This window comes from Promicromonospora sp. NPDC023805, from assembly GCF_040639635.1.
In the GTDB taxonomy this organism is placed as follows: domain Bacteria; phylum Actinomycetota; class Actinomycetes; order Actinomycetales; family Cellulomonadaceae; genus Promicromonospora.
In genome coordinates this window covers 1-13,966 of the sequence record NZ_JBFAAH010000029.1, presented here as the reverse complement: position 1 = coordinate 13,966, position 13,966 = coordinate 1, and the positions used below count along the sequence as shown (strand labels likewise).

General features: G+C 70.9%; 10 protein-coding genes. 1 reads left to right on the top strand and 9 read right to left on the bottom strand.

Annotated elements, in window-relative coordinates; translation table 11 throughout:
* Positions 1-32 precede the first annotated feature (32 nt).
* The 9 genes from AB0F70_RS23065 to AB0F70_RS23025 form a co-directional block, all read right to left on the bottom strand.
* Positions 33-746 carry a type 1 glutamine amidotransferase gene (locus tag AB0F70_RS23065; RefSeq protein ID WP_357453939.1) on the bottom strand — a complete coding sequence of 238 codons (714 nt, stop codon included), beginning with the start codon at positions 744-746 and terminating at the stop codon, positions 33-35.
* The gene (locus AB0F70_RS23060) at positions 743-1,849 is read right to left on the bottom strand and encodes an oligopeptide/dipeptide ABC transporter ATP-binding protein (protein WP_357453936.1); all 1,107 of its coding nucleotides are present in this window, start codon (positions 1,847-1,849) and stop codon (positions 743-745) included. The genes AB0F70_RS23065 and AB0F70_RS23060 overlap by 4 nt, the downstream gene beginning before the upstream one ends.
* Complete coding sequence (locus AB0F70_RS23055; RefSeq protein ID WP_357453933.1) at positions 1,842-2,954, bottom strand: ABC transporter ATP-binding protein; 1,113 nt, start codon at positions 2,952-2,954, stop codon at positions 1,842-1,844. Before AB0F70_RS23055 ends, AB0F70_RS23060 begins: the two co-directional genes overlap by 8 nt.
* Positions 2,951-3,880, bottom strand: a complete 930-nt coding sequence (locus AB0F70_RS23050) for an ABC transporter permease (RefSeq protein ID WP_357453930.1) — start codon at positions 3,878-3,880, stop codon at positions 2,951-2,953. The genes AB0F70_RS23055 and AB0F70_RS23050 overlap by 4 nt, the downstream gene beginning before the upstream one ends.
* A complete protein-coding gene (locus tag AB0F70_RS23045; RefSeq protein WP_357453927.1) occupies positions 3,873-4,877 on the bottom strand; it encodes an ABC transporter permease in 1,005 nt (334 codons plus the stop codon). The genes AB0F70_RS23050 and AB0F70_RS23045 overlap by 8 nt, the downstream gene beginning before the upstream one ends.
* Before the next feature lie 103 nt (positions 4,878-4,980).
* Positions 4,981-6,603, bottom strand: a complete 1,623-nt coding sequence (locus AB0F70_RS23040) for an ABC transporter substrate-binding protein (RefSeq protein ID WP_357453923.1) — start codon at positions 6,601-6,603, stop codon at positions 4,981-4,983.
* 162 nt (positions 6,604-6,765) lie between these two features.
* Complete coding sequence (locus AB0F70_RS23035) at positions 6,766-10,953, bottom strand: endo-1,4-beta-xylanase (protein WP_357453919.1); 4,188 nt, start codon at positions 10,951-10,953, stop codon at positions 6,766-6,768.
* Positions 10,954-11,199: 246 nt separating this feature from the next.
* Positions 11,200-11,877, bottom strand: coding sequence for an ABC transporter ATP-binding protein (locus tag AB0F70_RS23030; protein WP_357453916.1), 678 nt, complete (start codon positions 11,875-11,877; stop codon positions 11,200-11,202).
* Positions 11,878-11,905: 28 nt separating this feature from the next.
* Positions 11,906-12,448, bottom strand: a complete 543-nt coding sequence (locus AB0F70_RS23025; protein WP_357453913.1) for an ABC transporter permease — start codon at positions 12,446-12,448, stop codon at positions 11,906-11,908.
* Between the two features lie 120 nt (positions 12,449-12,568).
* On the opposite strand from AB0F70_RS23025, the gene eno reads away from it, so the two are divergent.
* Positions 12,569-13,849 carry a phosphopyruvate hydratase gene (gene eno, locus AB0F70_RS23020; RefSeq protein ID WP_357453910.1) on the top strand — a complete coding sequence of 427 codons (1,281 nt, stop codon included), beginning with the start codon at positions 12,569-12,571 and terminating at the stop codon, positions 13,847-13,849.
* The last annotated feature ends 117 nt before the right edge of the window (positions 13,850-13,966 follow it).

Here is a 13,966-nt window from a genome sequence, read left to right as displayed (position 1 = left end):
GTTCGGTCCTCTCGTCGATCCTCGTCCTGGGTCTACTTCGCGGTCTTGTGGACGACGTCGGTCCACGCCCGGATCAGCGCACGCGACTGCGCCTCGTTCTCCGCCGCGTGGACCATCGCCGCCGCGGTCAGCGCCGCCCGGTCGATGCCCTCCTCCGACAGCGCCGCCTCGTCCCACGTCGCCACCCGCTCCGGCCGCGCCTCGGGGTGGAACTGCAGGCCCCAGGCCCGCTCGCCCACGCGGAAGGCCTGGATCGGGCACTCCCCGCTGGAGACCAGGAGCGTCGCCGACGGCGGCAGGGTGGTCACCGAGTCCTCGTGGTTCTCGATCATCCACAGCGGTTCGTCGGGGATGCCCGGCAGGTTGCCGAAGAGCGGGTCGTCGGCTGCGGCGGGCAGCACAGTCAGCGCGCACATCCCGCGCTCCGTCTCGCCGGACTGCGCGGTCACGCCGCCTCCCGTGACGTGCGCCAGCAGCTGACCCCCGAGACACAGGCCGAGCAGCGGTATCCCGGCGTCCAGCGCCTCCGTGGTCAGCCGCCGCTCGCGCGCCAGGAACGGGTGGTGCAGGTCGTCGTCCGGCATGAAGTCGCCGCCCAGCAGGACCATGCCCGCGAACCCGTCGAGGTTCTCGGGGAGGTCGGCGCCAGGAAGCAGGACGGGTTCGAGGCCGGCTTCGGGAAGCCACTGTTCGAACCGGCCCATCAGGCTGGTGGGCGAGTTCAGGACGACCAGGACACGCGTCATCCTCTGACCCTAGGCGCCACCAGTTCTCGCGCGAAGTGGCAGGCCGCCACGTGGGAACCACCGGCCGAGCCGTCGCGGACGACAAGAGCGGGCTGCTCGGTCTCGCACACCGTCGGGATCAGCCGCAGCCCGGTCTCGGGGCGGTCGGCCGACGGCGCCGTGCGCGCATCGGGTAACGCGGGCGCGAGCCAGCACCGCGTGTGGAACGGGCAGCCGGACGGGGGATCGACGGGGGAGGGCGGGTCGCCCTCGAGGACTATGGCGCCGCCGCCGACCTCGACCGACGGAGTGGGCGTGACCAGCCGGATCGACGGGTCCGGCACGGGCACCGCCGACAGGAGGGCCTGGGTGTACGGGTGCTGCGCGCCGTCGTACACCGCGGCCTCGGGCCCCTGCTCGACGATGCGCCCCAGGTACATCACGGCGACGTCGTGGGCGATGTGCCGCACCACGCCGAGGTCGTGCGCCACGAACAGGTACGACAGGCCGAGCTCCGCCTGGAGGTCCTCCAGCAGGTTGATGACCTGGCCCTGCACCGACACGTCGAGGGCGGAGACCGGCTCGTCGCACACCAGGATCTTGGGCCGCAGCGCGAGCGCGCGAGCGATCCCGACCCGCTGCCGCTGGCCGCCCGAGAACTGGTGCGGGTACCGGCTCGCGTGGTCGGGGTCCAGGCCGACGAGCTCCAGCAGCTCGCCCACCGCGGCCCGCCGTCCGCCCGCCGGGTCGATGCCGTGGATCGCGAACGGCTCGCCCACGATCTCGCTCACCGACATCCGGGGGTTCAGGGACGTGTACGGGTCCTGGAACACCATCTGCACGTCGCGGCGCAGCTGCTTGCGGCCGGCGCGGGAAAGGCCCACGACATCCTCGCCATCGACGAGGACCTGGCCGCTGGTCGGCGCCTCGATGCCGACGAGCACACGCGCGAGCGTCGACTTGCCCGAGCCGGACTCGCCCACCAGGCCGAGGGTCCTGCCGCGCTCCAGGGTGAGCGAGACGCCGTCGACCGCCTTCACGGCACCGGTCGAACGCCGCAGCAGGCCGTTGCGCACGGGGTAGTGCTTGACGAGGTCGCGCACTTCGAGCACGGGTTCACTCATGGCTACCTCCGATGTCCGGGGCGTCGTCGGGTCGCGGTTCCCGGCCCGCCATGATGTCCGGCGCGAAGTGGCAGGCCGACATCCGGCCCTCCGCCGGGTGCATCGCCGGCGGCACGTCGGTACGGCACACGTCGCGGACGGCGTCGCACCGGGGGTGGAACGGGCAGCCGGACGGCATGGCGGCGGGGCTCGGCGGGCGGCCCGGGATCACGGGCAGGCGCCCTGTCCCGGACGCCGACGGGATCGAGCGCAGGAGGGCTCGCGTGTACGGGTGGGCGGGCGTCTTGTAGGCGGGCACCACGGGCGCCTGTTCGACGGCGCGGCCCGCGTACATCACGGTGACGTCGTCGGCCACGCCGGCCACCACGCCGAGGTCGTGCGTGATCAGCACGAGGCCCATCTGCCGCTCCGCCTGGATCTCCGCCAGCAGCCGCAGCACCTGCGCCTGGACCGTGACGTCGAGGGCGGTGGTCGGCTCGTCGGCGATGAGCACGTCGGGGTCCATGGCCAGCGCCGTCGCGATCATGACGCGCTGGCGCATGCCGCCGGAGAACTGGTGCGGGTACTCCTTGACGCGGGCCTTCGCGTTCGGCACCTTGACCAGGTCGAGCAGCTCGACGGCCCGCTTGCGGGCGTCGGCGCGGGAGAGCCCGCGGCGCGCCCGCAGCGCCTCCGTGAGCTGGTAGCCCACGGTGTGCACGGGGTTGAGCGCGGCCAGCGCGTCCTGGAAAACCATGGCCACCTGGTCGCCGCAGCGTGCGCGGTGCTCCTTGCGGGTCAGCGTGAGCAGGTCGGTGCCTGCGAGGCGGACGCTCCCGCGCGTGACCCGTGCGGTGTCGGGGAGCAGCCCCAGCACGGCCAGCGACGACACGGACTTGCCCGAACCGGACTCACCGACGATCGCAAGGGTGCGGCCGGCCTCCACCCGGTAGGACAGCCCGTCGACGGCGCGGACCACGCCGTCGGACGTGCGGAACTCGACGGCGAGGTCGGTGACCTCCAACAGTGCTGTCTGCTCGCCTTCGCTGCGCTCCGCGGAGGGCGAGTGCCTCGTTCCTCGGCTCTCACCCTCTGCTCCGCTCCGCGTGCGGCTCGCGGCGCTCATGCCGTCAGCCTCGGGTCGAGGGCGTCGCGCAGGGCGTCGCCCAGCACCACCAGGGCCAGCACGGTCGCGAGCAGGCAGCCCAGCGGCAACAGCAGCATGTGCGGGTACCCGCCGAGCACCCACGAGGAGCCGTTCTCGATCATGATCCCCCAGGAGATCGCGGGCGGCCGCACACCGATACCGAGGAACGCGAGCACGGCCTCGGCGCCGATGACCCCTGCGATCGCGGTCGGGACCAGCGCGGTCACCGGGCCGATCGCGTTGGGCAGCACGTGCCGGAACATGATCCGCAGGTCGGAGGCGCCCAGCGCGCGGGCGGCCGTGACGTAGTCGAGGTTCTTGGCCTCGAGGACGCTCGCCCGGACATACCGGGCGTAGCCCATCCAGCCGAACAGCGTCAGCACGATCGCGGGCAGCATGATCGTGGCGAACGCACCCGAGCCGAGCTCCACGTTCTTGAACAGGCTCAGCAGCAGCATCGCGGCGAGCAGGTACGGGATCACGAGGAACACCTCGACGGTGCGGGACACCAGGAAGTCGACCCAGCCCAGGTAGTACCCGGCGAGCAGGCCGAGCGTGACGCCGATGACCAGCGCGGTGCCGACCACCACGAGGGCGAGCAGCAGCGACGGCCGGGAGCCGTGCGCGAGCTGGGCCAGGGTGTCGCACCCGAACGAGTCGGTGCCGAGCGGGAACTGGTTGCCGAAGCCCTGCGGCCTGGTCTTGGCGTCGCCGATGACGCAGTGCCGTGGGCTCACGGCGGTGAACAGTGTGGGGAACGCGGCCATCACGACGAAGAACACGATGATCACTGCCGAGATGATGACGTCGGGCCTGCGGCGTAGGCTGCGCCAGGCGTCCGTGGCCAGCGTGCGGGACGCGGTACCGGCGACGTTCCCGGCCGCGGCGGAGGCTGCCTCACTCATAGCGGATCCTCGGGTCGAGCGCTGCATAGGCGATGTCCACGACGATCATCACCAGCACCGTCACGGCGGTCAGGATGGTCACGATGCCGAGCACCAGGCCGACGTCGCTGTTCTGCACGGCGTCCCACAGGACGCCGCCCATGCCGTAGATGTTCATGATTCCCTCGGTGATGACGGCGCCGCCCAGGGCCTCCGCGAACGTGAGGCCCACGGCCGTCACCACGGGGATCGACGAGTTGCGCACCACGTGGTGCACGACGACGTGCCCCTCGCGCAGGCCCTTCGACCGGGCGGTCCGCACGTGGTCGCCGCTGTACGACTCGAGCTGGCTCGCGCGCACCAGGCGGATGAACGCGGCCGACCCGGCCAGGCCCAGCAGGATGCCGGGCACCGCGACGGTTGCCCACGGGTGCTCGGGGTCGAACGACGGCTTGAACCAATAGGGCGGCCAGCTGTTCTCGCCGAAAGTCTCCTTGGACCAGTTGCTGAGCGGGACCGTCACGATCTCCTTGTAGACCAGGAGCAGCACGAACACCGGCAGGGCGTCGATGAGCACCGACGTCAGGCGGATGCCGTGATCCGACGGCGACCCGCGCCAGCGGGCAGCGACCGAGCCGAGCACCATGCCCAGCGCGAGCCACGTGATGGTGACCATGACGAACAGACGCAGCGTGTTCGGGGCGGCGCTGGCGACGATGTCCGTCACCTCGCGGCCGCGCAGGTTCGTGCCGAAATCGCCCTGCGCGTACTGGCCCAGCCGCTCGACGAACGGTCCGAGGCACGGGTTGCCTGGTTGGTCGTAGCAGGGGTCGTCGAGCCCGAACCGCTGCTCCACGGCGGCGACCTGGGCCGGTGAGGGGATCTTGTCACCGAAGAAGGCGAGGGCAGGGTTGCCGTTGAGCTGGATGGCGAGCGTCGTGAGCAGGTGCAGCACGAACATCACCAGGAACAGCATGCCGACCGCTTGCGCGACACGACGGAGGATATAGCGCCCCATGGGGTCCTTCCGGGGGGTATGGGGTCCGCCGGAGCAGGCCTCCGGTGATCGGGCCCCGTTGGCCCGACCACCGGAACGCCCTGCCTCCGGCGAGGTGAGTCGGTTACTCCGTGACCGTCAGCAGGCGGATCTTGACCGCGCCGCTGAACGGGTCGAGCACCACGTTGTCCAGACGCTCGCTGTAGTACTCGGCGCCCGCGCTGAAGCGGAACGGGATGGTCGGGAACTCTTCGGCGAGGATCGCCTCGGCCTCCTGGTACTTGACCACCGCCTCGTCGAGGGTCGCGGACTCGTCGCCCTCGGCGAGCTTGTCCTCGAACTCCTTGCTGTACCAGCCGAAGTTGCCCGCACCCTCCTCGCCAACAGCGTAGAAGGCCAGGTAGTTCTCGTTCAGCGGGTAGTCCGGGAACCAGTTGTTGCGGAAGATCCCGTCGAAGCCCTGCTCGCGGCGGACGGTGGAGAAGTCCGGGTTCGGCTTGAGCTCGTACGGGATGCCGAGGGTGGCCTCGATGGAGTCACCGATCGCCTTGAAGTACTCGATCTCGGTCTCGTCGTTGCTCAGCCCGATGGTCAGCGTCTCGCCCTCGGGCCAGCCACCGGCCTCCTTCAGCGCGGCCTTCGCCGCCTCCGGGTCGAACGTGCACCACTCGCAGGTGCCGGCCTCGCCGCCGGGGACGCCGTCCGGCACGACCCACGAGTCGGCCGGGGTGGCCAGGCCGCCCGACAGCTCGTTGATGATGGTGTCGCGGTCGATCGCCATGGAGATGGCCTTGCGGAACTCCTTGTCCTGCCACGGGCCGTCCTTGTACAGCGGGAAGCCGATGTAGGTCAGGGCCGCGCCCGGTGCCTCGGCGAACCGCTCGGAGAGCTCGGGGTCTGCCTGGGCCGCGGCCAGGTCGGCCGGCGCCGGGTAGCTGACGTCCAGGTCGCCGGTCTCGAAGTCGGCCCAGGATGACGCCCCGGCGTACTCTCGCCAGTTGATCGCGTCGATGTCCTCGGGCGTCTCGTCCAGCGGGTAGTCGGTCCAGCGCTCGGCGTCGACGGCGACGCCCTGGTCCCACTCGGTGATCTGGAACGGGCCGTTGCCGATCGGCTTGACCGAGCACGCCTCGACGTCCGCGAGGCACTCCTCGGCGACCGGGAAGAAGCCCGTGTAGCCGAGCATCGTGGAGAAGCCGGCGAACGGCCCGGTCAGCGTCACCTCGATCGTCAGGTCGTCCACGACCTTCAGGCCCGACAGCTCCTCGACCGGGTTCTCCTTGGCGACCTCGCCCTCGTCGTCGAGCTCGTCCTGCATCTCCTCGTAGCCCTCGAAGCGCTCGAAGAAGTAGTTGCTGTACAGCTCGGTGTGACCCGCCGTGTAGTTCCAGGAGCGGGCGAACGCTGCGGCGTCGACGGGCTCACCGTTCTGGAACGTCAGGTCCGGCTTGACCTTGATGGTCCAGACCGTGTTGTCGTCGGACTCGATCGACTCGGCCACGTAGTTGTAGGGCTCCGTGGTCTCCGGGTCGTAACGGACCAGGCCGTCGTAGACGACGTCGAGGATCCCGATGTTGTCGGCGATGCCGGCGTCGCCCGGGAAGAGCGTCGGCATGTTCTGGTCGATCGTCAGGTTCAGGGTGACCGGTCCGGCGTCGTCGGCGGTGTCGTTCGGTGTGCACCCCGCCACGGTCAGGGCTATTACGGCCGTCCCCGCGGCGAAGGTGGCGATGCGTGCTTGCCTCACTTGAAGCCTCCCCAGTTTGTCTCCCCGGTCTGAGGGTGGGGAGGTTTGGACCATATCGCCACGGGACTTGGGTCGCTTGGAAACTAGTGTTAACCGTCTGTAACGATTCGGCAGGTCTCCTTCCTTGTGTTCACAAGGAAGGAGACCTGCCGACCCGGTGCGTCAGCAGACGCCGAGGTCCTGCCACGGACCCCAGGGCGCGGAACCGGGCTCCTGGTTGCGGCTGTACCACTGCGCGGTCCAGCGGTGACCCTCGTGGACCACCGTCTCGCCGCCGCGGTACTCCCATGACCGGGTCCAGGCCGACTCGGGCCTGGTGCCACAGGTCACTGCGGCGCCGACCTCCGCCCACGGCCCCCACGAGGTGGCGCCGGGGCGCTGGTCCCGCGTCCACCACAGGGCGGTGAACACCGCACCGTCGTGGCTGATCCGGTCGCCCGCCGTGTACACGGCGCCGACCGACCAGGCAGGGACCGACGGTGCCTCCGGCTCCACGAGCCGACCCACGCCCCAGCGGGCGGTGGACTGGTAGCCGGCCCCGGTCGGGTCGGCCCAGTTGCGGACGGCGGTCCGTGCACCGTCGGCCGCGTCGTTGACCTGGAAGTCCAGGCCGTGGAACGTGCCCGGCCCGCCGTAGGACAGCAGGTCGATCGCCGCCTCGACCCGGTACCCGTCGTCGGTCAGCGTGGTGGCACTGACGAGGCGGGCGCGCTGCGCCGCATCGTCACCGGTCCCGAACGAGACCGCGTTCTGCGCCGAGACGCGGATCTGCGTGTCGTCGGCCCGGTACCCGCCGTTCTTCGCGTTGCCGCCGTCCACGTAGATCTCCACGGAGTCCTGGATCCACGGGTCGGAGCCGGAGACGTCGACCACGGGGTCGGCGACGTCGGCCAGGACGAACAGCGTGCCGCCGCGCCACAGCGTGCGGATGGTCGCGACCGCACCGCCCGAACCCTCGACCTCCTTTGTCGTGGTGACCGTGCCTGCGGAGGCCCACACGTCGTCGAGCTCGCCGTCGATCTCCGGAGCCGTCGTGGCCTCCGTGACCTCCAGGTACGACAGCTCCTCGAGCAGCGTCAGGGTGCCCAGCGCACCCGGCGTGTTCCACGTCGTGGTCTCGCCGCCGCTGGTCACCTGGGCGTCGAACGTCGCGGTGGTGCCCTGCTCGAAGGTCGCAGGCAGGTGTACGACGACGTCGTAGCCGCCCTCCCGCTCGGTCGCCACCGCGTCCGCACCGTCGACCCCGCCGGTCACGGAGCCGTCCCGGCTGACCACGTACTCCGCGCCGCCGAGCGCCAGCGTGACCGCGTCGCCGGCCGCCGCCCCGGCGTCGTCCACCGAGACGAACGCCGTCAGGTGGTCGGCCGCCCAGCGCAGCTGGAAGGCGGCCTCGCCGCCGTCCGGCGCGTCGAACGTGTGCAGCGGCAGCCGGTCCCACACCGGGGACGCGGTCGCCGAGGCGTCCAGCGACACGTCACCCGCGAACACGTTCGCCGTGCGCTGCCGGGCGGGCAGCTCGGCGCCCACCGCGCCGTAGTACGCGGGCTTGGCCTGGTACCGGTCGTCGAAGATCAGCGGCGCGCCGCTGTCTACCCGCCACGACCGGCCGTCGGTCAGGCCCCACGCCGTCACGCAGAACAGGTCGTCCGCATGCGCGCGGAACGCCTCGAACGCATCACGGAAGTAGTACCCCTGGTCGATCAGTCTGGCCTGGCTCACCGGGGTTCCCGTCGTGACGTCGAACTCCGTGACCGCCTGCGTGACCGGCAGGTCGGCGAACCGCTGGAGCGCGGCATCCAGCGCGCTGACCGGCATGGCGAGGGACACGTGGAACTGGTGCCCGACGCCGTCCACCGGCACACCGCGCGCCAGCAGCCGCTCCACCAGGGCGAGGTAGCGGTCCTGCTTGCCGCTCTGCTCGGTGTTGTAGTCGTTGATGAAGAGGGTCACGGGCCGCTCCGCGACTGCACCCGTCGAACTGGCCGACGGTGGCGCCGCGTACGTCTCGTTGAACGCCTCGTCCGCGTACCGGAACGCGAGGTCGATGAACTCCTCGCCCAGCACCCGGAACCACTCGCTGCGCCGGAGCCCGTCCGGGTTCTCCGCGCCGTCGGACACGACCTCGTTGACCACGTCGAACGCGACCAGCGGATTGGTGTCCGAGCCGAAGAGCCCGTATTCGGTGCTGAGGTTCTCCGCGACGTCGAAGATGTGGGTGCGCAGGCGCTCGCGGAGGACCGCCTGGCCTTCCGCGGTGGCCGGGAGCGGCTCACCGGCGTCGTCCTGGAAGAACCAGCCGGGGGTCTGGCCGTGCCACACCAGCACGTGGCCGTAGACCCGCATGTCGTTCGCCTGGGCGAAGTCCATGAGCGCCGTGGCCTCGGGATGACGGCGGAACGTGCGCTCGTCGTCGTACCAGGCCTCGGGCTTCATGTGGTTCTCGGGGGTGATCTGACCGAAGTGGCGGTTCAGCAGCTGGGCGGCCGCGCCCGACGTCTCGCGGCTGTCGATGGCGACGCCGACCGGGAAGTCGACGGTCTCCTTGATGCCGGTCAGGTCCTCGATCAGCGGCGGCTCCGGGACGGACACCACTATGTCGTCGATGAGCCAGTCGCTCGTGTTGCCACCGTTGTAGGCGGTCTCGAAGTAGAGCAGGGCGTCGTCATGGTCCGGCACCGTGAAGGTGGCGGTCACCTGGGTCCAGCCGGTGCTCGTGATGCCGCTGAACTGGCCGAGCGTCGAGAAGGTCTGGGTGCCGTCCGTGGTGGTCGCCAGGCTCAGCCAGACGTCGCCGGGCGTCTGGCCCTCGGCGAAGCGGACCCATGCCGAGGCGTCGTAGGTGACGCCCGCCCGGAGCACGCCGGTGACGTGCCGGGCGATCCCGTCGCCCGTGGCGTCCCGGCCGGTCAGCGCTGCCGACCGGGTGGAGTCGTGGGCGTCCGAGTCGGTGACGGCGAGTGTGAAGTCCGAGGTCTCGGTACCCTCGCGCGGCACCCAGCCGCCGAGCGTGCCGTCCTCGAAGTCGGTGCTGATCACGGGGCCCGACGCCGGGGGAGTGCCCTGCGGGAACGTGAAGGTCCAGCCGTCGGCCAGCCGTTCGGTGACGACGGTCCGGACCGCGGCGAGGGTGCCCGACCGGTCACCGCCGCCGTCGTGTGCCAGGACCAGCTCGCCCGCGACCATCGCGGTGCGGAGGTTGGCGGTGAGGGTCTCGGCGTCCTGCGTCTCCCAGTCGGCGATGGTGTTGCGCACCGCGAGCGGCTGCATGCCCAGCTCGACGGCGACGCCGGGCGTCACGCCCCACGACCCGTTCGGGGCGCGCCAGAACGGGATCTTCTGGTTCGGGTTGCCGAGCGCGTCGCGGATGATCCCCATGTTCGCGACGAGGTCCGCGCGCACCTGCTCCTCGGTCCAGGAGCCCATGTCGGCGTAGCCCGTCGAGTGGTTGCACAGCACGTGGCCGTCGGCGACGATCCGGCGCAGGATCGCGGCCCCGCCGTCGGCCTCGATGTTCTGGCCGATGACGCAGAACACCGCCTTGATGTCGTGCTCCGCGAGGAAGTCGAGCAGGGCGGGGGTGGTGCCGGGGTTCGGGCCGTCGTCGAAGGTCAGGGCGGACACGTTGCCGCTGCCCTCCGCTGCGTACGCCGGGGTGGGGACGGGGTTGATCGCTCCGCCGGGGACGACGTCTCCGGGCGGGACGGTGTCGGGGGTGGTCACCATGATGTCGTCCACGAGGATCGTGTAGGGCGTGCTCTGGTCGGTGCTGCCGAGGTAGGCCTGCAGCTCGGCCGGATCGCCGTCGGCCGTCCAGGTGCCGGTGACGGTGGTCCAGTCGGTGCCGATGGTCGTGTTGCCGATCCAGGAGTAGGACGGCTTCATGACGAACCGGACGTCGGCACTGGTGGGGCCGGTGGGCTCGGCGGGTTCGGCGACGCGGGCGCGCATGCTGAACGTGTAGGTCGAGCCGGCGCGGAAGATGCCGGCGGGGGACTGGATGCCCTCGTAGTCCGCGGACCGGGTGATGGCGAGCACGCTGCCGTCGCCGTCGGGTCCCGGGTCGGGGATCACCTCGAGGCCGGCGCCGCCGCTGGGGGACCACGTGCCGGTGGTGCCGTCCTCGAAGTCGACGGCGGTGACGACGGTGTCGGCGGTGGTGGCCGTGGCGATGGCCGTGCCGGCGGTGGCGGCTGGTGCGGCGACCAGCGCTCCGGAGAGGACAAGGGCGGCGAGCCCTGTGCTGGTTCCCGCTCGTGTTAAACGATTTCTGAGCGACGAACGGGATCCGGTTGCCGGGCGGGGTCTGCGTGCCGGCCAAGGCTCGTGGGTGAAACGATTTCGAAGAGGCATGCGGCGCTCCCTTGCGCGTGTCTTCAGGTGTGGGGTGACGCCGGAGCGACGGTGCTGCGGCGGACGTAAGGGCAGAGTAGCCAGCGGGAGCGTCGCCGTCGAGAGGCTGGGCCGCATGCTGTCTACCGCGCCCTCCCGCGCGCTCCCGCGCCGGCCCAGCGATCTGGCCCAGAATCCGTACGTTTCTGGGCCAGATCACTGGGTTGCGGCGGAGGCGCGGACGGCGGAGCGCCGCGGCCCGGAGCGCTACGCCGCCGGCAGCTCCTTCAGGGCTCCCTTTGCGATGCGCAGCCGCCGCGGCGTCCGGCGGGCGACCACCGAGTCGTGCGTGACCAGCACGATCGTCAGCCCCTGGTCCTTCCACAGCCCTTCGATGAGATCCACGATCTCGTCCCGGGTCTCCTCGTCGAGGTTGCCGGTGGGCTCGTCGGCCAGCAGCACCTTCGGGTTCTTCACCAGCGCCCGCGCGATCGCGACGCGCTGCTGCTGCCCGCCCGAGAGCTCACCCGGCAGATGGTCGCCGCGGTCGCCGAGGCCGACCGAGTCCAGCGCGGCCAGCGCGCGCGCCGTCCGGCTCTGCCGCGCGACCTTCGACGGCACGAGCGCCGTCTCCACGTTCTCCAGCGCGGTGAGCGTCGGGATGAGGTTGAAGTTCTGGAACACGAAGCCGATGGTCTCGGCCCGCGCGGCCGTGAGCTGTGCGTCGCTCATGCCCGCGAGGTCCTTGCCGTCCAGCTTGACCGTGCCGGACGTCGGCCGGTCCAGCCCGCCCAGCATCTGCAGCAGGGTGGACTTGCCGCCGCCCGTCGGGCCCTGGACGGCCACGAGCTCGCCGTCGCCGATGGTCACTGACACGTTCTTGAGCGCGCGCACCTGCCGCTTGCCCTGGCGGTACGTCTTGGTCAGGTCGTCGATCTGATACATGGACTGCCTTTCTGGAGGCTGAGGTGAGCTAAGCGAGGGAACGGAGGGCCTCGGCGGGGCGCAGCCTCGCCGCGCGCTGACCGCCGACGACACCAGCGAGCAGCCCGCCCAGCACCGCGAGCCCGACCGCGGCCAGGACTATCCACAGGCTCACGGGCGCCTGGAGCACGATGTCGACGGCGTCGCCCCCTGCTCCGGCGAAGGTGTCGGAGCGTTCACCGAACGCGCCGCCCCCACCGCCGTCGGGCGTGGTGTCGCCGCCCTGGACGGCGCCGCCCGCTGGCATCAGCCCGCCCGGCCCGCCCATGGAGAGGCCACCTGACGCCCCGCTGAGCGTGATGCCCGCGAGGTTCACCGCCCACACGGCCAGCGCGCCGAGCGTGAGGCCCACCGCGCCGCCGATGAGGCCCTGCACCACTGATTCACCGGCGACCTGCCCCACCACGCGGTTCCGGCTCCAGCCGATCGCCTTGAGGGTGCCCAGCTCGCGCCGGACGTCCGGAACGCTAGGTGGGCTCGCTGTGGTGGCTCTGTCGCGGACCTGTGGTGACCCTGTGAACCACGGACGCACGGCGCCGCGGCCGGTCCGGCTCGTCAGGCGGGAGCGAGCCGTGGACGGTTCCGCGCCCCGCCGCCGGACGTCCTACGCTGAGGTCGTAACCATCGAGCAACATCCTTAGAAGGAGATTCCGTGGCTAGCATCGAAGCCGTTGGAGCACGCGAGATCCTCGACTCGCGCGGCAACCCCACCGTGGAGGTGGAGCTCGTCCTGGACGACGGCACCTTCGCCCGTGCGGCGGTCCCGTCCGGCGCATCGACCGGCGCGTTCGAGGCCGTCGAGCTGCGTGACGGCGACAAGGGCCGTTACCTGGGCAAGGGCGTCGAGAAGGCCGTCGCGGCCGTCAACGACGTGATCGCCCCCGAGCTCATCGGGTACGACGCCGACGAGCAGCGCATCATCGACCAGGCTCTCCTCGACCTGGACGGCACGCCGAACAAGGGCAAGCTGGGCGCGAACGCCATCCTCGGTGTGTCGCTCGCCGTCGCCAAGGCCGCCGCCAAGAGCTCGGGCCTGGACCTGTTCCGCTACGTGGGCGGCCCGAACGCGCACGTCCTGCCCGTGCCGATGATGAACATCCTCAACGGCGGGTCGCACGCGGACTCGAACGTGGACGTCCAGGAGTTCATGGTCGCCCCGATCGGCGCCCCGACGTTCCGCGAGGCGCTGCGCACCGGCACCGAGGTGTACCACTCCCTCAAGTCCGTGCTGAAGGAGAAGGGCCTGGCCACCGGGCTGGGCGACGAGGGCGGCTTCGCGCCGAACCTCGGCAGCAACCGTGAGGCGCTCGACCTGATCCTCGTCGCCATCGAGCGGGCGGGCTTCACGCCGGGCAAGGACGTAGCGCTCGCGCTCGACGTCGCCGCCACGGAGTTCTTCTCCGACGGCGTGTACGCGTTCGAGGGCGGCAAGAAGACGTCGGACGAGATGATCGCGTACTACGAGCAGCTCGTGGCCGACTACCCGCTGGTCTCGATCGAGGACCCGCTGTCCGAGGACGAGTGGGCCGCCTGGGCCGGGCTCATGGGCAAGGTCGGCGACAAGGTGCAGATCGTGGGCGACGACCTGTTCGTCACCAACCCCGAGCGCCTCGCCCGCGGCATCGCCGAGAAGTCGGCCAACTCGCTGCTGGTCAAGCTCAACCAGATCGGCTCGCTCACCGAGACGCTCGACGCGGTGACGCTGGCCCAGCGCAACGGCTTCACCACGATGACCTCGCACCGCTCCGGCGAGACCGAGGACACCACCATCGCCGACCTGTCCGTGGCGACCAACGCCGGCCAGATCAAGACCGGTGCCCCGGCACGTGGCGAGCGCATCGCCAAGTACAACCAGCTGCTGCGCATCGAAGAGGCGCTCGACGAGGCCGGCACCTACGCCGGCCGGTCGGCGTTCCCGCGCTTCCAGGGCTGAGCTCAGCTCGGAAGGAAGGTCCGTCTCGTCCAAGCCGTTCGGCATGCGTTTCACGCGCCTCGACATCCCGGGCGCGGACCAGGCGGTCGTCAGGATGGGCGACTACACGGAGTACGG

Bases quoted from the DNA above. Each gene is read 5' to 3' on its own strand.
- AB0F70_RS23065 (WP_357453939.1), bottom strand. From the start codon at position 746: ATGACGCGTGTCCTGGTCGTCCTGAACTCGCCCACCAGCCTGATGGGC.
- AB0F70_RS23060 (WP_357453936.1), bottom strand. From the start codon at position 1,849: ATGAGTGAACCCGTGCTCGAAGTGCGCGACCTCGTCAAGCACTACCCC.
- AB0F70_RS23055 (WP_357453933.1), bottom strand. From the start codon at position 2,954: ATGAGCGCCGCGAGCCGCACGCGGAGCGGAGCAGAGGGTGAGAGCCGA.
- AB0F70_RS23050 (WP_357453930.1), bottom strand. From the start codon at position 3,880: ATGAGTGAGGCAGCCTCCGCCGCGGCCGGGAACGTCGCCGGTACCGCG.
- AB0F70_RS23045 (WP_357453927.1), bottom strand. From the start codon at position 4,877: ATGGGGCGCTATATCCTCCGTCGTGTCGCGCAAGCGGTCGGCATGCTG.
- AB0F70_RS23035 (WP_357453919.1), bottom strand. From the start codon at position 10,953: ATGCCTCTTCGAAATCGTTTCACCCACGAGCCTTGGCCGGCACGCAGA.
- AB0F70_RS23030 (WP_357453916.1), bottom strand. From the start codon at position 11,877: ATGTATCAGATCGACGACCTGACCAAGACGTACCGCCAGGGCAAGCGG.